The organism is Neisseria sp. SLRRB23, from assembly GCF_050896295.1.
Lineage (GTDB): Bacteria > Pseudomonadota > Gammaproteobacteria > Burkholderiales > Neisseriaceae > Neisseria.
The window spans coordinates 1-21,556 of record NZ_JBPBFH010000033.1 but is presented as its reverse complement, the minus strand read 5'-3'; the positions used below and the strand labels follow the sequence as shown (position 1 = coordinate 21,556).

Sequence of the window (21,556 nt, the reverse complement as noted above, 5' to 3'; positions counted from 1 at the left end):
ACCTGACCTACTTGCAGGTAGTCGCTGACATTGCGTACGCGCTCGTGGGCGATTTGGCTGATGTGTACCAAACCGTCTTTGCCCGGCATCACGCTGACAATCGCGCCAACGTTGTTGTCGAGGATTTGGCGTATCCACGCTTCTTCCTGCGCGTGAAATTTGTCGAAGAGGGGGTTGTGTTCCGCTTCAACCGCCAATTCCTGCGCTTTTTTCTCGCTGTATTTGGAGAACGAGCCGGGATAGGAGCGCAGAATGCCGCGGTCGAGTTCGACGATGCGCGTAGCAATGTTGTCCAAAAAACGGCGGTCGTGGGTAATCACGACCAAGCTGCCTTCAAACGCCTTGAGCAGGTTTTCCAGCCAGATAATCGCGTCGATGTCCAAATGGTTGGTCGGTTCGTCCAGCAGCAATACGTCGGGCTTCTGCACCCAAGCCTGCGCCAAGGCGACGCGTTTTTTCTGCCCGCCGGAAAGATTGCCGATTTTTTCGTTTTCCGGCAAACCGAGTTCGCCCAAAGTCTGCTTGACTGCCGCATCCAGCTTCCAGCCGTCCTTCGCTTCGATTTCAAGCTGCAATTCATTGAGTTCTTTCAATAAAACGTCGTCTGAATTGTGTTCCAAATCATGGCTGACGCGGTGGTAACGGCGCAGCAGGTCGCGGATTTCGCCCAAACCTTCGGCAACGGTATCAAATACGGTTGCGTCCTTATCAAAAAAGGACTCCTGCGGCACATAAACGATTTTGAGGTTGTTTTGAACGATAATCTGCCCGTCGTCGAGCTTTTGTACTCCGGCGAGAATTTTCAGAAACGAAGACTTACCCGCGCCGTTGCGACCGATTAAGCCGATTTTCTCGCCGCTGTCGAGTTGGAAGGAAGTTTTGTCGAGCAGGGCGACATGGCCGACGGCAAAGGAAGCGTTTTCTACGGATAATATATTCATGATACAAATTCTCAACAGTTACCGTTTGGATTTTGCCGCAAGTTTGGCGCGGGCAATTTCAACCGCACCCGGCAGGATGGAAATAATAATGATGCCGCCCATCACCAAGCCCAGATTGTTTTTTACGATGGGGAAGTTGGCAAAGAAATAGCCTGCATAAGAAAACAGGATAACCCACAACACGCCGCCGATGATGTTGTAGCGGATAAATTTGGCATAGTGCATTTTTCCCATACCGGCGACAAAGGGGGCGAAGGTGCGGACGATGGGTACAAAACGGGCAATGATGATGGTTTTCCCGCCGTGTTTTTCGTTAAAACGGTGGGTTTTATCGAGATATTCGCGCCGGAAGATTTTAGAATCGGGATTGGCGAACAGCCTGCCGCCGAAATACCTGCCGACGGTAAAATTGAGCGCGTCGCCGAGTATGGCGGCGGTAAATAGCAGCATAACCATCAGATGAATATCCATATCACCTAGTGCGGCAATCCCGCCGGCGGCAAACAGCAGCGAATCGCCGGGCAGGAAGGGGGTAACAATCAGGCCGGTTTCGCAGAACACAATAGTAAATAAAATGGCGTAAATCCAAATGCCGTATTGTGTCGACAGCGCAAGCAGGTGTTGGTCGATATGGAGGATGAAGTCGATGGCAGATGCAACCACGGTGCATTTCCTAAAAAAATAGACCGTGTATTTTAACCGATTGGAAAAATGCCGTCTGAAATTTTCAGACGGCATTTGTTTTTAAAAAAGTTTACGCACCGTAAACGGGATACTTGCTGCAAAGCTCGGTAATTTGTTCGCGGACTTTGGCGAGGTTGGCTTCGTCTTCGGGATTAGCCAATACATCGGCAACCAAGTTCGCCAATACGCGTGCGTCGGCTTCGTTAAAACCGCGTGTGGTCATGGCTGCAGAGCCGATACGGATGCCGGAGGTAACGAATGGTTTTTCCGGATCATTTGGGATGGCGTTTTTGTTGACAGTGATGTGTGCTTTGCCCAAAGCGGCTTCGGCGGCTTTACCGGTGATTTTCATCGGTTGCAGGTCGACGAGAAAAACGTGGCTTTCGGTGCGGCCGGAAACGATGCGCAAACCGCGTTTGACCAGCTCTTCCGCCATCGCGGCAGCATTGATTTTCACTTGTTTCGCGTATTGTTTGAACTCGGGTTGCAATGCTTCTTTAAACGCCACGGCTTTGGCGGCGATAACGTGCATCAACGGACCGCCTTGCAGGCTTGGGAAGATGGCGGAGTTTAACGCTTTTTCGTGCGTGTTGTCGCGGCACAAAATCACGCCGCCGCGCGGGCCGCGCAGGGTTTTGTGGGTGGTGGTAGTCACGAAGTCGCAGAATGGCACGGGGTTAGGATATTCGCCACCGGCAATCAGTCCGGCATAGTGCGCCATGTCGACAAAGAGGTATGCGCCGACTTTATCGGCGATTTCGCGGAATTTTGCCCAGTCGATTTGCAACGCGTAGGCAGACGCACCGGCCACAATCATTTTAGGTTTGTGTTCAAGAGCCAAGCGTTCTACTTCGGCATAATCTAGCACTTCGTTTTCATCCAAACCATAAGTAATGGCGTTGTAGAGTTTGCCTGAGATATTAACGCTTGCACCGTGGGTCAAGTGGCCGCCGTGTGCCAGAGACATACCCAAAATGGTGTCGCCAGGTTTTAAAACGGAAGCGTACACAGCTTGGTTGGCTTGCGAGCCGGAGTGCGGTTGGACGTTGGCGTATTGCGCGCCGAACAGTTTTTTGACGCGGTCGATTGCCAATTGTTCGACAATATCGACGTATTCGCAGCCGCCGTAGTAGCGTTTGCCAGGATAGCCTTCGGCGTATTTGTTGGTCAATTGCGAACCTTGTGCCTCCATCACGGCGCAGCTGACGTAGTTTTCAGAGGCAATCAGCTCGACGTGGTCCTGCTGGCGTTGGTCTTCTTGGGCAATGGCTGCTGCCAAATCGGGGTCGTATTGTGCGAGGGTAACGCTTTTTGAAAACATGTTCTCGGCTCCTTTGTGTAATCAGGGTATAAGGGCTGAAAATTTATGCGTAAAGCGTGATATTGTCAACGTTTTTATCAACCGGACGGCGGTGTTAAAAGAAAATTTTGCCGTATCCGATAAAATACTGGATAAAAATATTATCTTTGTTATAATTAATGTAAAGATTCAGTTTGCTTTTTAACCCGTTAATGAAGAGAGGAGAGCGATATGTTCCCAGAATACCGTGATTTGATTTCCAAATTGAAACAGGAAGATTCCCACTTCGCCCGTCTGTTTGACGAACACAACGAGCTGGACGACAAAATCGCCGGTCTGGTTAACAATCCGGTTACCAGCGGCGCGGAAACCATCGATGAGCTGAAAAAAGCCAAATTGAAATTGAAAGATGAACTTTATGCCATCCTGCAAAAAGCGGCGGGCAAATAAATTCGGGCTTTAAATTTTAAAATGCCGTCTGAAAAGTTTTCAGACGGCATTTTTGCCGTTCGGAAAGGCAGTTTTCTATCGTTTTAAGGCTGTGTACGAAATATCGGCGGCAGCGTCGGATGCGCGCTGCCGCCTTTCTTTATCGGTTAGGCCAGCCTGTTTATTTTGAATGCAGACGGTTGAGGTAATCCACTTCTTCGCTGCTGCCCATGAAGACGGCGACGCGTTGGTGCAGGTTTTCGGGCTGTATGTCGAGCATGGTTTGATATGCGTTGCTTGCCGATGCGCCCGCCTGTTCGAGTATCAGGCTCATAGGGTTGGCTTCGTACATCAGGCGCAGTTTGCCGGGTTTGGCGGGGTCGCGTTTGTCTTGCGGATACATGAACACGCCGCCGCGTATCAGTATGCGGTGGATTTCGGCAACCATACTGGCTACCCAGCGCATATTGTAGTTTTTTCCGCGCGTACCGGTTTCGCCTGCCAAGAGCTCGTCTATGTATTGCTGTACGGGAGAAAACCAATGGCGGCGGTTGGACATATTGATGGCGAATTCTTTGGTGCTTTCCGGTACTTTCGGGTTTTCTTTGGTCAGCACAAATTCGTTTTCGGCATTGAGTGTGAACATATATACGCCGTGCCCGAATGTGAACACGAGCTGGGTTTGAGGCCCGTAGAGGACATAGCCTGCGGCAAGCTGGCATCTGCCGGCTTGTAAGAAGGATTCGGTTTTCAATTCTCCTTCAGGTTTTTCAAGGATGGAGAAAATGGTACCGACGGAAATATTGATATCGATGTTGGACGAGCCGTCTAAAGGATCGAAGAGAACGAGATAGCGTCCGTTTTCATCGGCGTTTACGAATGTATCTTCTTCCTCGCTTGCGAGCCCGGCAACGGCAGGGTTGGCTTTGAGTGTGTCAATCATAATGTTGTTGGCGATAACATCCAGTTTTTTCTGGTCTTCGCCCTGAATATTGCCCGTACCTGCCATGCCCAATACGCCAGCCAGTGCGCCGAGGCGGACTTTGGCGTTGATTTCGGTGCAGGCGGAAACGACGGACAGCAAAACGCCGCCGAGTGCTTCGGGCAGTTGGTTTTGTTGCAGGTGTTTGGGGAGGAATCGGGTCAGTGTGTTCATGGTTTGCTCGTCTCGGAAAGGTTTATGCCGTCTGAAAGGCGGCAGATGGTTGCAGGGCGTTCCTTTGGCGCGTTCCGCCGGATATCGCGTGGGATTGTAGTGGAAAAAAACGGCGCGGGGCAAGTCGGAACGCGGTAGGCGGATGAAGGATATTTATTCTTATAGTAGATTAAATTTAAACCAGTACAGCGTTGCCTCGCCTTAGCTCAAAGAGAACGATTCTCTAAGGTGCTGAAGCACCAAGTGAATCGGTTCCGTACTATTTGTACTGTCTGCAGCTTCGTCGCCTTGTCCTGATTTTTGTTAATCCACTATAAAAGTGTCGGCTGCCGGTCTATCGTCCGGTTTTGTTTGTTTGACGGGAGATGCCGTCTGAAGGGTTGTTTCAGACGGCATCGGGGTCAGCGGATTTTGCTGTCCGACAGGTAGCGCGCGCCTTCATCTTGCGCCAGCAGCCGCGTCAGGGCGGGGAGGTTTGCCGCCAATTGTTCCGCCAACAGATAGGGCGGATTGATGACGAACATTCCGCTGCCGTGCATACCGAAACCGTCGGTTTTCGGCGCGTGGACGTGCAGTTCGGCGTGAAGGTGGTTGTCGGGAACGAGTTTTTTCAATTCTTCGGGCAGCTTGCGGCTTTCTTCCCGGCTGAGACAGGGATACCAGATGAGATAACAGCCGGACTCAAACCGTTTTAAAGCGGCTTTCAGCGTTTCCGTTACACGCCGGTAGTCCTGTTTTTCCTCGTAAGGCGGGTCGATGAGGACGGCGGCGCGGCGCGGTGGGGGCGGCAGCAGGGAAATCAGTCCTTTGTAACCGTCTTCGCGCAACACTTGTCCGCGTTTGCTCAATCCTGCTTCGCCCATATTGTTTTTCAGATGGACAAAGTCGGTGGGGTGCAGCTCAAACAGGCGCAATTTGTCGCCGACACGGGTCAGCGATTGCGCCAGCCACGGAGAACCGCAGTAAAGTTTGGGCGAGGGCAGGATTTTTTGTATGTGCGCGGCAAAGTCAGACAGTTCGGCAGGCAGATTTTGCGCCTGTTGGAGCAGGGCGATGCCTTGCCGGTATTCGCCGACTTTTTGCGCTTCGCTGCCTTCGAGATTGTACAAACCCGCGCCGCCGTGCGTGTCGATGTACCAGTAGGGCTTGTCTTTGCGGTTGAAATATTGCAGCACTAAAAACAAGGTGAAGTGTTTGAGCATATCGGCGTGGTTGCCGGCGTGGAATGCGTGTCTGTAACTGAGCATGGTATGAAAGCCGTTTGTGCGGAAATGCCGTCTGAACGCGGGAACATGGTTTCAGACGGCATGACGTAATGGAAAACAAATGCCGAATCAGCGTTTTTCGCCGATTTTGCTTTCTTTGCCTTTAATCAGGTTGAGGATGTTGCTCTTATGGCGGAGCAACACCAATATGGCGATTGCGAGGGTTGCGAAAATCCAAGAAGTATGCGGTATAAAAAACAGTGCGGCAAGGGGGGCGGCGATTGTGGCGGTTAATGCGGCAAGAGAGGATACTTTAAAGCCGAATGCCATCACAAGCCAAATCAACGCGCAGACCAAGGCAGTTGCGGGAGAGAGTGCCAGAAGCACGCCCAATGCCGTTGCCACGCCTTTGCCTCCTTTAAATCCGAAAAACACCGGCCACATATGTCCGACCAGCGCGGCGAGTGCGACGGCAGCGATTGCGCTGTCGGATAAACCGAGCGGTTCTTGAAGCACGCGTGCAAGCAAAACGGCAACCAAACCTTTGGCGGCATCGCCCAAAAGCGTCAGCGCGGCAGCCTTTTTTTTGCCGCTGCGTAAAACATTGGTCGCGCCGGGATTGCCCGATCCGTAGGTGCGCGGGTCGTCCATGCCGTAATATTTGGACACGATGACGGCAAAAGAAAGTGAGCCGATTAGATAGGAAACGGCAACAGCCGATATGTTGAACATTTGCGGTACTTTACTTAGAATGGTGCGGTTATTTTAGCAAAAAACAGGGCGGATTATGGATAAAATCTTTTTGCACGGCATGAAGGCGGATACGCTTATCGGCGTGTACGGCTGGGAGCGCGAACGGTTGCAGACCCTGATTGTCGATTTGGACATCGGCATTCCCGAGAAAGCGGGTTCGGACGACGATATTGCCAATACGGTGCATTATGCCGAGGTATGCGAAACGCTGCGCCGACATCTGAAAGAACAGGATTTCCTGCTTTTGGAAGCGTTGGCGGAATATATTGCCGATTTGGTTTTGGGATATTTCGGCGCGGTGTGGGTGCGCGTGAAAATCGTCAAGCCGGGTATTTTGGAAGGCGTGCGCGAGGTTGGAGTGGAAATCGAGCGCGGCAAGCGTGAAGATTGAATGGCAGAATAGGAAACGGAAAGGAGATATGAAGTGGATTTGAGGGAAGTAAAATTAGGCGGCGAAACCATTTACGAGGGCGGTTTCGTCAGCATCAGCAAGGATAAGGTCAGGCTGCCCAACGGTAACGAAGGGCAGCGTATCGTCATCCGTCATCCGGGCGCGGCGTGCGTGTTGGCGGTAACGGATGAGGAAAAGGTCGTTTTGGTGCGGCAGTGGCGTTATGCGGCAAATCAGGCGACATTGGAACTTCCTGCGGGCAAGCTGGATGTGGCGGGTGAGGATATGGCAGCGTGTGCGCTGCGAGAATTGGCGGAGGAAACACCTTATGTTGCCGACAGTGTGTGCCTGCTTTATAGTTTTTATACGGCGGTCGGTTTTTGCAACGAAAAAATGTATCTGTTCGAGGCGGAAGGCGTGCGCTTGGGCAGTACGCTTGCCAATGACGAAGACGAGATTACGGAAACCGTATTGATGTCGAAGGAAGAAGTCCGCCAAGCCCTTGCCAACGATGAAATTAAAGACGGTAAAACATTAATCGGTTTGCAATACTGGTTGATGAAGGATTGACAGGATGTTGGAACTGCCCGCCGGAGTAGATTGGCGGGCAGTTTGTTTGGCGGATGGGATATGTCTTTTCGGTTTGTCTCTGGGCGCGTCCTTTAAAGTCATTCGTGTTTTAGTAATAAGAGAGAAAAGGGGATGATAATTACCCAAAAGAACGTGATAATTTTTAAGAATGGTTAATAATGAATATCTTTGTTACTAATTTTTTTTACTGTTTTATTAGTTTATTGGTTCTTTCTTATATACCATCTATTAATCCATGGCATGATGAATTAATAGATGATATTAATTTTGGCAAAAGGGTTATGATGGTTACTTTTTTTGCATTTTTAGACGCAGCAATAGAGAGTTTTTTTTAAGAAAAAGCCTTGGTAGGATAAACCTACCAAGGCTTTTTCTTTGTTATAGACCTAAAAGCCCAATTTGAATTTGAGAACGGTATAGTGGATTAAATTTAAACCAGTACAGCGCTGCCTCGCCTTAGCTCAAAGAGAACGATTCTCTAAGGTGCTGAAGCACCAAGTGAATCGGTTCCGTACTATCTGTACTGTCTGCGGCTTCGTCGCCTTGTCCTGATTTTTGTTAATCCACTATAATTGGCACAGCCAGTATTTAAACAAGCGAAGCCAATTTATAGCTTGTGTCAAAACCAAGGGAAGCAATTTTTTGCGGTTATTTGACTGCCGTCCCTATCTTCAGCCCGAGCCAAGTCAGCAGCAGCGAACCTGCCGTGTGCAGGAAAATATTGGCAAGTGCTGAAGCAGGACGATTCGATTGGAGCAGGGTTACGGTTTCCAGCGAAAATCCGGAAAGCGTGGTCAGGCTGCCGAGAAAACCGGTAATCAGCAGCAGCTTCCATTGCGGGTGATTGATGGTTTCGGCAAAGATTCCGATAAGAAAAGCACCTATCCAGTTGGCAAACAGGTTGCCTGTGACCGGAGGTATTGATGCGGGAACGGCGAGGTTGAGCAGCCAACGCGCAGTTGCACCGAATGCCGCTCCAATGGAGAGGGGAAGGATGTGGGGGAACATATTATGCGTATCCATGCCGTCTGAAAGATTATTGCCAGATGCTGCGGTCGGACTTTAAATACCGGTTGTCATCGAAGGTATTGATCCAATGAGGTTTTAATGCCACAAAAATGGCGGTAGCTATGCCGCTGAGAAAAGCTTCCGCCCATGCAATCAAGATGAATACAGGTAGGGCGGCAGTCCATAAAACATCCTGCCCGAACACATGGATGCCGTCTAAAACGGCAACCACGATAATGCCCGTCAGCAATATGCCGGCAGCGGCAGACAAAAATCCGTTGAGGAAAATAAAGACAAAAATATTGGGCGGCAGGCGGTTGACCAGCATACGCGACAGGCGGTTGACGGCAAGTGCGGGCAGAATCAGCACTAAAGCGTTCGACGGATATGCGCCGATAGAACCGGCAAACAGCAGGCAGTATGGAAGCATTAGAATCGAGGCAAGCCAAAGGGCGGCAGAGGTATCCACCATCAGTGCAACCAGATTGACGGCGAGCAGGTGATAGCTCATTTGGGCAAGTTGTCCGCCTCCGGCAGCGGTGTTCAAACTCCATGCCGCAGAAAAAATAACGATACAGAGCGGTACGGCGGAACGGTAGCGGACAAGCGAACGGTATGCGGACGGTCCGGAGGCTGCCAATAGGAGGATGAGTGCAATCCATGAAGCCCCCAGCAGCATATCTGAAAACCAGACTGTTTGGAAAATCATGCCAATACCGTAAAGATGAATAACAGGTTATCTATTATAGTGCTGCCTGCGGCAAACAGAAAGCTGTAATGATTTTGACCGAATTGTCGGTCAGGTTGTTTTGTTTGCAATGGAAACACGTTAAAATATACCTATTTTAATCGTTTGTTTTGCGGGAAACTGCATATGTTTTGGATAGTTCTGATCATTATTTTGTTGCTTGCTATTGCGGGTTTGTTTTTTATCCGAGCACAATCCGAACGGGAATGGGTGCGTGAAGTTTCTGAATGGCAGGAAAATAAAGGGGGGCAACAGGCGGAATTACCTGAAATCCAAGACAGGATGCCTAATTTTCTCGAGCTTGGTCTGATGATTTTTCATGCGGTCAAAGCGGCGGTATGCTGGCTTTCCGTTAATATTGTCCGTTTTTGCCGGAATTATCTGGCACATGAGTCCGAACCTGATAAGCCTGCTTCGTCTGGTTCGGAAGCTGCGGCGGCATCTTCCGGATATGCGGACAAGGCAATGGAGGAAGATGAGGGGGATGAGGCTGTTAATGCGGAGGATATTTCATCTGCGGTAATCGGCAACCGATGCGTTCTCTCCAATCGGGATAGGGGCGAAAACTCTATGCCGTCTGAAGGCATCATTATGCCTGTGCGTCCGGCTTTGAAAGAAATTACTTTGGAGGAGGCGACCCGTTCTTTAAACAATGCCGCCGAAAAAGAAGGGCAAATCAGTTATATCGATACATTTGAAAAAAATGATGAATTGGGTTCTAAAGTCCGCGTTTCTGAGAAACCGATGGAAGGGCTGCCTATTATCGGTTTGGACGATCCCGTGCTTCAACGCACGCGTTCCCGTTTCTTCGACGAAGGTAAGAAAGCATTAGCCGAACCTGCGGATTATGCGTTCGAACCGTATTTTGAAAAAAAATACCCGTCCCCTCCTGTTGAGATTAAAGCCGAAGACGTACGGAACATGCCGTTCCGCCAGCACGAAGGTCTTGTAAAGAAGCCGACGGAGGCAAGTTACTCAGGCACCCCTCAGAAACAGTCTCCTTCAGACGGCATCATCGTTCCTAATATTGACCGTCGCCGTGTTTCTTTAAACTTGAAAGAGCCCAATAAGGCAACCGTTTCGGCAGAAGCACGGATTTCACGCGTGATAATGGAAAATCAAGATAAGCCGGAGCATATTGTAAAGTCTGACTTCGAAATGCCGTCTGAATTGGAAAGTATCACGGCGGAAGAGATTTCAATTGGACGTGAAGGCCTGCTTTCTGATGATACTGCCGATATCTATATTGAAGAACCTGCCGCACCGGATGCATGGGTAGTCGAACCTCCGGAGGTGCCGGAAGTTTCCAGACCTAAAATCGATATCCCGCCGCCTCCGCCCGTTACGGAAATTTATAACCGTACATATGAGCTGCCTGCCGGATTTGAGCGTGTACAGGCCGGCCTTATTGCCGAAAACGCTCGTCTCGCCGGCGATATTCTTGAGGATCGGCAAGACGAAGAAGCTGATACCTGCCCGGACGGATGGGAAAAATGTGCCGAAGAGGGGCAAAACGGAGAATATCTATCGGAAACCGAAGTTTTCGAGCATGAAGGGCGTTCGGCGTATCCGTTTGCAGGTATGCTGTCAGAGCATGATTTCCGGCAGGTACCTTATCCTGAAATAGATGAGGCGGAATTGCAGGGCGCAGAAGATGATGTGCCGAACGAACACCTGCCGACGACCGACCTGCTTTTACCGCCGCTGTTTGATCCTGAAGCAACCCAGACGGAAGAGGAGCTGCTTGAAAACAGCATTACCATTGAAGAAAAACTGGCTGAGTTCAGGGTTAAGGTTAAAGTTGTCGATTCATATTCCGGCCCTGTCATTACACGTTATGAAATCGAGCCGGATGTCGGCGTACGCGGCAATTCCGTTTTGAATCTGGAAAAAGATTTGGCGCGTTCGCTCGGTGTTGCGTCTATCCGCGTTGTCGAAACCATACCCGGCAAAACCTGCATGGGCTTGGAGCTGCCTAATCCTAAGCGGCAAATGATACGTCTGAGCGAAATTTTCAATTCGCCCGCATTTGCAGAATCCAAATCCAAGCTGACGCTTGCCCTCGGTCAGGACATTACCGGCCAGCCCGTCGTTACCGACTTAGGCAAAGCGCCGCATTTGTTGGTTGCAGGTACCACCGGATCGGGTAAATCGGTAGGTGTCAACGCGATGATTCTGTCTATGCTCTTTAAGGCTACGCCTGAAGACGTGCGCATGATTATGATTGATCCGAAAATGCTTGAATTGAGCATTTACGAAGGTATCCCCCATCTTCTCGCGCCGGTTGTTACCGATATGAAGCTGGCGGCAAACGCGCTGAACTGGTGTGTCAACGAAATGGAAAAACGCTACCGCCTGATGAGCCATTTAGGTGTGCGCAACTTGGCCGGTTTCAACCAAAAAGTTGCCGAGTCTTCCGCCCGGGGTGAGAAAATTGCCAACCCATTCAGCCTGACTCCCGACGATCCCGAGCCTTTGGAAAAACTGCCGTTTATCGTAGTCGTAGTTGATGAGTTTGCCGATTTAATGATGACGGCGGGCAAGAAAATTGAAGAGCTGATTGCGCGTCTCGCACAAAAAGCCCGCGCGGCAGGTATCCATCTGATCCTTGCCACGCAACGACCCAGCGTTGATGTGATTACGGGATTGATTAAGGCAAATATTCCGACACGCATAGCCTTCCAGGTATCCAGCAAAATCGACAGCCGTACGATTCTTGACCAAATGGGCGCGGAAAACCTGCTCGGTCAGGGCGATATGCTCTTTCTGCCGCCCGGTACGGGTTACCCGCAACGGGTACACGGTGCATTTGCCTCCGATGATGAGGTGCACCGCGTCGTCGAATATTTGAAACAGTTTGGAGAGCCCGAGTATATCGACGATATTTTGAGCAGCGGTATGACTGACGATTTGCCGGGAATCGGTCGGAGCAGCGAAGGTGAGTCCGACCCGATGTACGATGAGGCCGTATCTGTCGTTTTAAAAACACGCAAAGCCAGTATTTCAGGTGTTCAACGGGCATTGCGTATCGGCTACAACCGTGCCGCGCGACTGATTGACCAAATGGAGGCGGCAGGTATCGTATCCGCACCGGAACACAACGGCAACCGTACCATTTTGGTTCCTGCGGATAATCTATGATACGGGCAGCTTGATAAATATAAAAATGCCGTCTGAAGGTTTCAGACGGCATTTTTTGCGGACATTTGAATACGGGCCATTCATAAAAGTTCCTATGATTTCAGGGCTTGTACTTATATTTTTCTGCAACCCATGGTGTTGCTCATCTCATGCTCAGGTTCTATAAAGTGCCGTGAATTTTTAAGTCGATGCTAACCATTGCTTCCTTTGTCCTTATGCATTACAGGACGCCGAAGTTTGTAGGTGCAAAAGTGGTCAGGCTTTCAAAAAGTGTACAGAATCCTTCTGAAACAGATTTTAAGAAACCAAACTTGATTTATGTTGATATGGTGCGATGTGCTGACGCTAGGGGGTAATAGTTTGAATAGAAAAGAAGGTGTAGGGAATGGTTTGACTAATATACTGATTTTAAATAAGGATTTTATATTTTATTGTATTGTTATCAGATGTCTGACATTCAGCTTGTTGCCGCCTAATTAGTCTTGCTTTATTGGTTTTCGTAACAAACATTATTTTTTCATCAGGTAAAATGGACAAAATGTATAAAATAATTCTAGATTTAAAAAGTAAATCCGTATTTTTAGAAAAATAGATTGTCGTTTTGTCTAAAATGCGTATAATTCCCTTCCAAAGCAAACCATAATTTCGATAAAGTTTGGACAAGGAACATCATGCAATTAGACATTGACCGCTTAGTTGCTTATTTCGGCGGCGTGAATGCACTTGCCGAAGCGTTGAAACAGCACGATCCTGAAAATGCCGCGACGACTGCCGCCATCTATAAATGGCGCACGCGCGGGTCGCTGCCNTTGGCGCAACTGCAAAAGCTGACCGCGCTAGCGGAAGCGCAAGGCAGGCCGCTGGATTTGAATGCTTTTTTACAAAAAAACGAATCTCTGGAGAGAACAGAAATGACACAGACCAACCGCGTAATTATTTTCGACACCACCATGCGCGACGGTGAGCAGTCGCCCGGTGCATCCATGACCAAAGAGGAGAAAATCCGCATTGCCCGCCAGTTGGAGAAAATGGGCGTGGATGTGATTGAGGCGGGTTTTGCCGCCGCCAGCCCGGGCGATTTCGAGTCGGTCAATGCGATTGCCAAAATCATCACCAAATCCACAGTCTGCTCGTTGGCGCGTGCCGTTGAAAACGATGTGCGTAAGGCAGGCGAAGCCGTTTCCCCCGCGCCGAAAAAACGCATCCACACCTTCATCGCCACCAGCCCCATCCATATGGAGTACAAGCTGAAGATGAAGCCGAAGCAGGTGATTGATGCGGCAGTGAAAGCGGTGAAAATCGCCAAAGAATACACCGACGATGTGGAATTTTCCGCCGAAGACGCCGTGCGTTCGGATTTGGACTTCCTTGCCAAAATCTTTACGGCAGTTATCGAAGCAGGCGCGACCACCATCAATATTCCTGATACTGTCGGCTACTCCATCCCTTCCGTGTGGTACGAACGTATCAGCAACATCATCAAAAGCGTGCCCAACGGCGACAAAGTAGTCTGGTCGACCCACTGCCACAACGACTTGGGTATGGCGGTTGCCAACTCGCTGGCCGCCGTTCAGGCAGGCGTGCGCCAGGTGGAGTGCACCATCAACGGTTTGGGCGAACGTGCGGGCAATGCCAGCCTTGAAGAAATCGTGATGGCGTTGAAAGTGCGCCATGATTTGTTCGGCTTGGAAACCGGCATTGATACCACGCAAATCGTGCCGGTATCCAAACTGGTGTCCACCATTACCGGCTATCCGATTCAGCCCAACAAGGCAGTGGTCGGCGCAAACGCCTTTGCACATGAATCAGGCATTCATCAGGACGGCGTGTTGAAACACCCCGAAACCTATGAAATCATGACTGCCGAATCGGTCGGCTGGTCAACCAACCGCCTGACATTGGGCAAACTGTCCGGCCGCAACGCCTTCAAAACCAAGCTGGCAGATTTGGGTATCGAATTGGAAAGCGAAGAAGCGTTGAATGCTGCTTTTGCCCGCTTTAAAGAACTTGCCGACAAAAAACGCGAAATCTTCGATGAAGACCTGCACGCGCTGGTGTCCGACGAAATGGGCAGCATGAACGCCGAGAGCTACAAATTCATCTCCCAAAAAATCAGTACCGAAACCGGCGAAGAACCGCGTGCCGACATCGTGTTCAGCATCAAAGGCGAAGAAAAACGCGCTTCCGCCACAGGCTCCGGCCCCGTGGATGCGATTTTCAAAGCGATTGAGAGCGTGGCGCAAAGCGGCGCGGCTTTGCAGATTTATTCCGTCAACGCCGTCACGCAAGGTACGGAAAGCCAAGGCGAAACCAGCGTCCGTCTGGCGCGCGGCAACCGCGTCGTCAACGGTCAGGGTGCAGATACCGACGTTTTGGTCGCAACTGCCAAAGCCTACCTCTCCGCCTTGAGCAAACTGGAATTTGGTTCTGCCAAACCGAAAGCGCAAGGCAGCGGTACGATTTAACGGTCAGGCGAAAGTTATGCCGTCTGAAGTAGAAAACGCTTCAGACGGCATATTGCGATTATAATTAGGTATTAAACCCATTTTAAAAGGTTAAATGATGGATTCCCAGAAATTTACCGAAGCGTCCAAACAGCGGTTGAGCGAATTGTTGGATGCCAAAAGCGAACAGGGCAATACCATGCGTTGCGACGAAGTTCAAGGTTTTATGATGGCCCTATTGAGCGGACCGGACAAATTGGCGCCGCGCGATTGGCTGCCCGAAGTGTTGGGCGATGAGTCGCAATTTACAGCCAGTGAACGTTCTGAAATAGAACGTTTGGTTTTGACAATGGCGATGGATACGGTCGGCTCCATATCGGATAAAAAACTGCCCGATTTGTGGCTGTATGAAAACGAAGATGGCAGTAGCGATTTTTACACTTGGTGCAATGCTTATCTTTACGGTTTGGATATTGTGCCGACCGATTGGTTTGAAGCTGCCGAGGATGAAGAATTTGAAGAGTTGTTTTATCCCATCATGGCATTGGGCGGTATTTACGACGAAGAGGACAACGGCTCCATCCGTCTGCAATTCACAGAAGGCGAGCTGGCGGAGCTGGAATCCGAGTTGCCTTATGCATTGGCGGATATCTACCGCTACTGGCAGGCAGTCATCAATAAACCGCAAACAGTCCGCAGGGAGGGAGAAAAAACAGGCAGGAATGATCCCTGTCCGTGCGGCAGCGGCAGAAAATACAAGGCGTGTTGCGGTAAAAATTGATGGTTCGAGCGGAATAAAATGCCGTCTGAAACTTAAAATTTAAGTTTCAGACGGCATTTTTATCAAGAAGGTTTAATTTTTCCTGCTGCCGAAAAAGATGAAGCCGGCGATACCCAAAACAATCATGGGGACGCTCAGCCACTGACCCATCGACAGCCCCAAGGTCAGCAGCCCGAGATAGTCGTCGGGTTGGCGTGCGAATTCGGCAATGAAGCGGAATACGCCATAGCCGCCGAGGAAAAGCGAGGCCACTTGTCCGGTCGGCCGCTGTTTTTTAGAGAACAGCCAAACGACGGCGAACAGGCAGATGCCTTCAAGGGCAAACTGATAAAGCTGCGAGGGATGACGCGGCAGTATACCGTATTGTTGCAACCAACCTGACCAAAGGGGATTGTGTGCGGCGGCTTCGGCATCTTCGTAATGCGCCTGCGGGAAGCCCATTGCCCAAAATGCGTTAATGTCGGTAATGCGTCCCCAAAGTTCGCCGTTGATGAAGTTGCCGATACGTCCCGAAGCGAGACCCAGCGGAACAAGCGGTGCGACTGTATCCATCAGTTTGAGGAAGCTGATGTTTTGTTTGCGGCTGAACAACCACATGGCAATAACTACACCCAAAAAGCCGCCGTGAAACGACATTCCGCCTTCCCATACCTTGAAAATATCAAGCGGATGGGCGAGGTAGTCGGAAAATTTGTAAAACAGGACATAACCCAAACGGCCGCCCAAAATCACGCCCAATATGCCCCATGTCAGGAAGTCGTCAAGCGATTCTTTAGTAAAAACAGAATTCCCCTGCGCGATGCGGCGTTTGCCCAAAAAGCTGAAAAGGATAAAGCCGAGGATGTAGCTTAGGGCATACCAGCGGACGGCAAGCGGACCGATACTGATAAGGACGGGGTCGAATTGGGGATGGGTAATCATGATGTTCCTTGATTTCAATTTCAAATGCCGTCTGAAAGGTATGATGCTTCAGACGGCATTGCTGCAATAAGGGTTTCAGCGCAAATCGCCGATGACGTTCAAAATGGCGGACAATGCGGCTTCGCCCAAGCGCAACGAACGTTGGCCGTTCCAGCCGAAGTCNTCGTCGGGCAGGTTGGCATTGTCTTTAAAGGGCATTTCCAACGTATAGGCAAGACAGTTGAACCGGTTGCCGACCCAGTTGGTCGCCAAGGTCATGTTGGCCTGACCGGGCGCGTCTTTTTCGTAACCGTATTCGTCTTGAAAATCTGGGCTCGCGTTTAAAAGGGCATTTTTAAACTGCGCTTCCAACGCGGCGATGCGCGGATTGTAGTTCGGCACGCCTTCCGTACCTGCAACAAAGACAAAGGGCAGCCCTTCGTCGCCGTGGATATCCAAAAACAAATCCACGCCGGTTTCCAACATTCTTTCACGCACGAAGAATACTTCGGGACTTTTTTCCACTGTCGGATTTTCCCACTCACGGTTGAGGTTCGCACCGGCGGCGTTGGTGCGAAGGTTGCCCAGTGCCGAACCGTCGGGGTTCATATTGGGGACGATATAGAACGTGGCGCGGTCAAGCAGGGTGCGTGCGGTTGCATCCTGAGGGTCAAGCAGCCTGCCGAGCAGCCCTTCGACAAACCATTCCGCCATGGTTTCCCCCGGATGCTGGCGTGCGGTAATCCAGATTTTCATGTCGCTTTCGACTTGGTTGCCGATGGTCAGCAGATTGATGTCGCGCCCTTGCACGGTGCTGCCCAAATCATCGATATGGCACAGGCCGCTGCCTTGCGCGTCGCCGAGGAGGTTTAAATGCTGTTCTTCGGAGTAAGGTTCGAAATAGGCGTAGTACACGCTATTGGACAGCGGGGTATGGTTGATGGTCAGTACGCCGTTTTCATAGCTCGTCGGCACGCGGAACCAGTTGCGGCGGTCGTATGAGGCACACGCCTGATAGCCTTCCCAGCCTTTCGGGTAGGCGGCTTCTGCCGCGTTTTCAAAATGCATGATGCAGTTTTGATATGCCGCGTCTTGCAGCCGGAAGTAGAACCATTGTGCGAAATCGGAGGCGTTGTCGGGACGCAGGGCGAGGCGGATGTTGGAAGGATCGGTCAGGTCTTTGACGACGACCGAACCGGCATCGAAGCGGGTGCTGATTTTAATCATGGGAAAGTCCTTGCTGTCGCCGGTTTCTCGAACCGGATAAACCGCGATTTTACCGCCCGTATCGCAAGGCTTCAACCTGCCCGAAGGTCTGCCGGATGCCGTCTGAAGATTGTTTCAGACGGCGTTTGGCGTTGACATAAGCCAAAATTGTCAACAATAGGGAGCTGTTATGGAGTTTGAAAACATTATTTCCNCCGCCGACAAGGCGCGTATCCTTGCCGAAGCGCTGCCTTACATCCGCCGGTTTTCCGGTTCGGTCGCCGTCATCAAGTACGGCGGCAACGCGATGACCGAACCTGCCTTGAAAGAAGGGTTTGCCCGCGATGTCGTGCTGCTGAAGCTGGTCGGCATTCATCCCGTCATCGTTCACGGCGGCGGGCCGCAGATCAATGCGATGCTTGAAAAAGTCGGCAAAAAGGGCGAGTTTGTCCAAGGAATGCGCGTTACCGACAAAGAGACGATGGATATTGTCGAAATGGTGTTGGGCGGGCACGTCAATAAAGAAATCGTGTCGATGATTAACACATATGGCGGGCACGCGGTCGGCGTAAGCGGACGCGACGACCATTTCATTAAGGCGAAGAAACTTTTGATCGATACACCCGAACAGAATGGCGTGGGCATCGGACAGGTCGGTACGGTGGAAAGCATCGATACAGGTTTGGTTAAAGGGCTGATAGAACGCGGCTGCATTCCCGTCGTCGCCCCCGTCGGCGTAGGTAAAAAAGGCGAAGCGTTCAACATCAATGCCGATTTGGTGGCAGGCAAATTGGCGGAAGAATTGAACGCCGAAAAACTTTTGATGATGACGAATATCGCCGGTGTGATGGACAAAACGGGCAATCTGCTGACCAAACTCACGCCGAAACGGATTGATGAACTGATTACCGACGGCACGCTGTATGGCGGTATGCTGCCGAAAATCGCTTCTGCGGTTGAAGCCGCCGTCAACGGTGTGAAAGCCACGCACATCATCGACGGCAGGTTGCCCAACGCGCTTTTGCTGGAAATCTTTACCGATGCCGGTATCGGATCGATGATTTTAGGCAGAGGGGAAGATGCCTGAAGCAAAGTCGGAGAATGTCGGCTTTGGTGGAAAACCCGTTTGTCTGGTTTCTGTTTTTGGGGTTTCGGGCAATTTCCAAACCGTCATTCCTAAAAAAATAGAAACAAAAACAGAAGCCTAAGATCCGTCATTCCCGCCGGGCATCTGGTTTTTTGAAATCCGGTTGTTTGGGATAAATTCCCCAGCTTTGNTTTTTTGTTTTTCCGATAATGCCATAACTTTGAAATTTCGTCATTCCCGCGCAGGCGGGAATCCAGACTTGTCGGCACGGAAACTTATCGGGAAAAAAAGGTTTCTTTAGATTTTATAGTGGATTAACAAAAACCAGTACGGCGTTGCCTCGCCTTAGCTCAAAGAGAACGATTCTCTAAGGTGCTGAAGCACCTAGTGAATCGGTTCCGTACTATTTGTACTGTCTGCGGCTTCGTCGCCTTGTCCTGATTTTTGTTAATCCACTATAGAAACAAAAACAGAAACCTAAGATCCGTCATTCCCGCCGGGAATCTGGTTTTTTGAAATCCGGTTGTTTGGGATAAATTCTCCGGCTTTGATTTTCTGTTTTTCCGATAACGCCATAACTTTGAAATTTCGTCATTCCCGCGCAGGCGGGAATCCAGACCTGTCGGCACGGAAACTTATCGGGAAAAAAAGTTTCTTTAGATTTTACGTCCTAGATTCCCACTTTCGTGGGAATGACGGGATATGGGTTTTTGTGCGGATTTGAACCGGTAAGGGTGGTGTGGGATTGGTGGTTTGCTTAGGATCTTTTGGATTGTATTTTTTGAACATTATCTTGATTATATTATTGATAATAATAAAAACCTTATCCCTATCCAAGAAGTGATGCCTATCATTGGTTGGAATGAACTTGAAAAAATTAGCCTTGAATACATTACTGGTAAGGTAAACGCCATTGTCAGCAAATTGATCCAAGAGAACCAACTTAAAGCTTATGATGATGATGTGCTTAAAAACTTACTCAATGGCTGGTTTATGCATATCGCAATACATGCGAAAAACCTAAAAGAGCTTGCCGATAAAAAAGGCCAATTTATTGCTATTTACCGCGGCTTTTTATTGAGCTTGAAAGATAAATAAAATAGATAGGTTTTATTTGAAGCTAAATCTTCTTTATCGTAAAAAATGCCCTCTTGGGTTATCAAGAGGGTCATTATATTTCGCGGAATAACATCATTTGGTGACGAAATAACTAAGCACTTGTCTCCTGTTTACTCCCCTGAGCTTGAGGGGTTAACATGAAGGTCATCGATAGCAGGATAATAATACAGTAAAACGCTAAACCAATAATCCAAATCCAGCCATCCCAAATTGGTAGTGAATGATTATAAATAACAGCAAACAGTAATGGGCCAATAACACCGGTTGCATTGGTAAGGCTCACCAATAATCCCTGTAAAGCACCTTGCTGATGACTCTTTGTTTGGATAGACATCACTCCCTGTAATGCAGGTAAAGCGATCCCACCACCAGCCAATAAAATTAAAACAGGGAAAACTAACCAACCTTCAGATATAAACGCTAAAAAGGCAAATGCACTACTATCTGCAATAAATCCGAGCAGTACTGCCGTTTTTTCGCCCCATTTAGTGGCTATTCTTCCTGCCACAAAGGCTTGGAATACTGAGTGTAAAAGACCAAGACCCGCTAATGAAAAGCCAACCATCATGCTATTCCATCCAAAACGATTTTCGGTAAATAGCACCCACACCGTTGCGGGAATTTGGCCTATCAATTGCGCTGAAAAATAAATAATCAACAAAATGGGCATCGTTTTAAATAAAGTGATGTATACCGAATTCGATTGCGTCTCAACCCCTACTTCGGTATCTGTATTATCACGTGTATTTTTGGTTTCACGGAACCAAAACATAACCACAAGGAAAGCGACAATATTTAGCAACGCAGCGATAAAAAAGGGACTATGCGGTGAAATCTCTCCTGCAAAACCACCAATAATAGGCCCCGCTATTAAACCAAGCCCAAAACTTGCCCCTAACCAACCGAACCACTTCACGCGTTGAGAAGCTGAGGTGGTATCGGCAATGACCGATGCCGCGACAGCCCCAGTAGCTCCTGTGATCCCTGAAAGCAAACGGCCTAAATACAGCATCCAAAGCGCACTTGAAAAAGCCAGCAATAAGTAATCCAGCGATGCGCCTATTAATGACAACAACAGCACTGGGCGCCGACCAAATCGGTCAGACATTTTTCCAAGCCAAGGAGCAAAGATAACCTGCATTAACGCATAAAGTGCAAGCAATACGCCAAAGTGGTTAGCGATATCTTCCGAAGCAATAAATTCACGTAATAACGTTGGCAAGACTGGCATGATAAGGCCAATCCCCATGGCATCGAGTAACGTAATTACCAATGCGATCTTTGTCGAACTATTCATTTCACTTTTCTCTATCACTGATAGGGAGTGGTAGAATAACTCTATCAATGATAGAGTGTCAACAAAAATTAGGAATTAATGATGTCTAGATTAGATAAAAGTTGTATATACAATCATCAATCTTTTTTAACAAAGGAAACCCCATGCCGTCTGAAAACCCCCTCTTTGCCCTGCCCGACACCTTGTTGCGCCCCATGGTGGAACAAGCCTTGAGCGAAGACTTGGGCAGGCGCGGCGACATTACGTCCGCCTATGGACGAAATTACCAGCAGCTACTACCTGCGCGTCCAAGCCAAAGATGAACCGGGCACGCTGGGGCAAATCGCCGCGCTGTTGGCACAAGAAAACGTGTCTATCGAAGCCTTAATCCAAAAA

The 21,556-nt window shown here is 49.5% G+C and carries 21 protein-coding genes and 2 pseudogenes; 12 read left to right on the top strand and 11 right to left on the bottom strand.

Features of this window, described 5'->3' with window-relative positions:
* From ACRPFF_RS09095 to glyA, 3 genes are all read right to left on the bottom strand, one after another.
* Positions 1-941 (bottom strand): ATP-binding cassette domain-containing protein (locus tag ACRPFF_RS09095; protein ID WP_432674462.1); only part of this gene is annotated, 941 nt, incomplete at its 3' end.
* Between the two features lie 18 nt (positions 942-959).
* Complete coding sequence (locus ACRPFF_RS09090; RefSeq protein ID WP_432674461.1) at positions 960-1,604, bottom strand: DedA family protein; 645 nt, start codon at positions 1,602-1,604, stop codon at positions 960-962.
* Between the two features lie 91 nt (positions 1,605-1,695).
* Positions 1,696-2,946, bottom strand: a complete 1,251-nt coding sequence (gene glyA / locus ACRPFF_RS09085; RefSeq protein ID WP_308031476.1) for a serine hydroxymethyltransferase — start codon at positions 2,944-2,946, stop codon at positions 1,696-1,698.
* A gap of 210 nt (positions 2,947-3,156) precedes the next feature.
* Between glyA and ACRPFF_RS09080 the strand changes: the two genes are divergently transcribed.
* On the top strand, positions 3,157-3,375 hold the full coding sequence (locus ACRPFF_RS09080; RefSeq protein ID WP_301669821.1) for a YdcH family protein: 219 nt from the start codon (positions 3,157-3,159) through the stop codon (positions 3,373-3,375).
* Between the two features lie 160 nt (positions 3,376-3,535).
* Here ACRPFF_RS09080 and ACRPFF_RS09075 read toward each other — a convergent pair whose 3' ends face one another.
* Both ACRPFF_RS09075 and ACRPFF_RS09070 read right to left on the bottom strand, forming a co-directional pair.
* On the bottom strand, positions 3,536-4,510 hold the full coding sequence (locus tag ACRPFF_RS09075) for a class 1 fructose-bisphosphatase (RefSeq protein ID WP_432674460.1): 975 nt from the start codon (positions 4,508-4,510) through the stop codon (positions 3,536-3,538).
* A gap of 401 nt (positions 4,511-4,911) precedes the next feature.
* Complete coding sequence (locus ACRPFF_RS09070; RefSeq protein ID WP_308075943.1) at positions 4,912-5,757, bottom strand: 23S rRNA (adenine(2030)-N(6))-methyltransferase RlmJ; 846 nt, start codon at positions 5,755-5,757, stop codon at positions 4,912-4,914.
* Here ACRPFF_RS09070 and ACRPFF_RS09065 point away from each other — a divergent pair.
* Positions 5,701-5,826 (top strand): hypothetical protein, encoded by a 126-nt coding sequence (locus ACRPFF_RS09065; RefSeq protein ID WP_256864611.1) that lies wholly within the window; start codon positions 5,701-5,703, stop codon positions 5,824-5,826. The two genes, ACRPFF_RS09070 and ACRPFF_RS09065, sit on opposite strands and share 57 nt — an antisense overlap.
* Before the next feature lie 18 nt (positions 5,827-5,844).
* On the opposite strand, the gene plsY is transcribed toward ACRPFF_RS09065, so the two are convergent.
* Complete coding sequence (plsY, locus tag ACRPFF_RS09060) at positions 5,845-6,447, bottom strand: glycerol-3-phosphate 1-O-acyltransferase PlsY (protein ID WP_308075942.1); 603 nt, start codon at positions 6,445-6,447, stop codon at positions 5,845-5,847.
* Positions 6,448-6,502: 55 nt separating this feature from the next.
* Between plsY and folB the strand changes: the two genes are divergently transcribed.
* Together folB and ACRPFF_RS09050 are read left to right on the top strand one after the other, a co-directional pair.
* Positions 6,503-6,859 carry a dihydroneopterin aldolase gene (gene folB / locus ACRPFF_RS09055; protein WP_002237900.1) on the top strand — a complete coding sequence of 119 codons (357 nt, stop codon included), beginning with the start codon at positions 6,503-6,505 and terminating at the stop codon, positions 6,857-6,859.
* A gap of 33 nt (positions 6,860-6,892) precedes the next feature.
* On the top strand, positions 6,893-7,429 hold the full coding sequence (locus ACRPFF_RS09050) for an NUDIX hydrolase (RefSeq protein WP_432674459.1): 537 nt from the start codon (positions 6,893-6,895) through the stop codon (positions 7,427-7,429).
* Between the two features lie 669 nt (positions 7,430-8,098).
* Here the strand turns inward: ACRPFF_RS09050 and ACRPFF_RS09045 are convergent.
* A complete protein-coding gene (locus tag ACRPFF_RS09045; protein ID WP_432674457.1) occupies positions 8,099-8,458 on the bottom strand; it encodes a fluoride efflux transporter CrcB in 360 nt (119 codons plus the stop codon).
* Positions 8,459-8,486: 28 nt separating this feature from the next.
* Positions 8,487-9,167 (bottom strand): energy-coupling factor ABC transporter permease, encoded by a 681-nt coding sequence (locus tag ACRPFF_RS09040; RefSeq protein ID WP_432674456.1) that lies wholly within the window; start codon positions 9,165-9,167, stop codon positions 8,487-8,489.
* Positions 9,168-9,332: 165 nt separating this feature from the next.
* On the opposite strand from ACRPFF_RS09040, the gene ACRPFF_RS09035 reads away from it, so the two are divergent.
* The 3 genes from ACRPFF_RS09035 to ACRPFF_RS09025 all read left to right on the top strand — a co-directional run bounded on the left by ACRPFF_RS09035 (position 9,333) and on the right by ACRPFF_RS09025 (position 15,572).
* The gene (locus ACRPFF_RS09035; protein WP_432674455.1) at positions 9,333-12,347 is read left to right on the top strand and encodes a DNA translocase FtsK; all 3,015 of its coding nucleotides are present in this window, start codon (positions 9,333-9,335) and stop codon (positions 12,345-12,347) included.
* Positions 12,348-13,018: 671 nt separating this feature from the next.
* Positions 13,019-14,812 carry a 2-isopropylmalate synthase gene (locus tag ACRPFF_RS09030; RefSeq protein WP_432674454.1) on the top strand — a complete coding sequence of 598 codons (1,794 nt, stop codon included), beginning with the start codon at positions 13,019-13,021 and terminating at the stop codon, positions 14,810-14,812.
* A gap of 97 nt (positions 14,813-14,909) precedes the next feature.
* The gene (locus tag ACRPFF_RS09025; RefSeq protein WP_308031551.1) at positions 14,910-15,572 is read left to right on the top strand and encodes a YecA family protein; all 663 of its coding nucleotides are present in this window, start codon (positions 14,910-14,912) and stop codon (positions 15,570-15,572) included.
* A gap of 72 nt (positions 15,573-15,644) precedes the next feature.
* On the opposite strand, the gene lgt is transcribed toward ACRPFF_RS09025, so the two are convergent.
* Positions 15,645-16,493: a prolipoprotein diacylglyceryl transferase gene (gene lgt, locus ACRPFF_RS09020; RefSeq protein WP_432674453.1), complete on the bottom strand. Its 849-nt coding sequence runs from the start codon at positions 16,491-16,493 to the stop codon at positions 15,645-15,647.
* 75 nt (positions 16,494-16,568) lie between these two features.
* Entirely contained in the window at positions 16,569-17,699 is a 1,131-nt protein-coding gene (locus ACRPFF_RS09015; RefSeq protein ID WP_432674452.1) for a M14 family metallopeptidase, read from the bottom strand.
* Between the two features lie 169 nt (positions 17,700-17,868).
* Here ACRPFF_RS09015 and argB point away from each other — a divergent pair, with 169 nt between their 5' ends.
* From argB to ACRPFF_RS09000, 3 genes are all read left to right on the top strand, one after another.
* Positions 17,869-18,765: an acetylglutamate kinase gene (gene argB, locus ACRPFF_RS09010; protein WP_432674451.1), complete on the top strand. Its 897-nt coding sequence runs from the start codon at positions 17,869-17,871 to the stop codon at positions 18,763-18,765.
* The gene (locus tag ACRPFF_RS09005) at positions 18,758-18,886 is read left to right on the top strand and encodes an exodeoxyribonuclease VII (RefSeq protein ID WP_432674450.1); all 129 of its coding nucleotides are present in this window, start codon (positions 18,758-18,760) and stop codon (positions 18,884-18,886) included. Before argB ends, ACRPFF_RS09005 begins: the two co-directional genes overlap by 8 nt.
* Before the next feature lie 632 nt (positions 18,887-19,518).
* Positions 19,519-19,863 (top strand): hypothetical protein, encoded by a 345-nt coding sequence (locus ACRPFF_RS09000; RefSeq protein WP_432674449.1) that lies wholly within the window; start codon positions 19,519-19,521, stop codon positions 19,861-19,863.
* Positions 19,864-19,975: 112 nt separating this feature from the next.
* Here the strand turns inward: ACRPFF_RS09000 and tet(B) are convergent, their stop codons facing one another.
* Positions 19,976-21,181, bottom strand: a complete 1,206-nt coding sequence (gene tet(B) / locus ACRPFF_RS08995; RefSeq protein WP_001089068.1) for a tetracycline efflux MFS transporter Tet(B) — start codon at positions 21,179-21,181, stop codon at positions 19,976-19,978.
* A 143-nt stretch (positions 21,182-21,324) separates the two neighbouring features.
* On the opposite strand from tet(B), the pseudogene ACRPFF_RS08990 reads away from it, so the two are divergent.
* Positions 21,325-21,432 (top strand): annotated as a pseudogene (locus ACRPFF_RS08990) (carboxylating nicotinate-nucleotide diphosphorylase); the annotation flags it as partial.
* Positions 21,431-21,556 (top strand): annotated as a pseudogene (locus ACRPFF_RS08985) (ACT domain-containing protein); the annotation flags it as partial. The pseudogenes ACRPFF_RS08990 and ACRPFF_RS08985, both read left to right, overlap by 2 nt.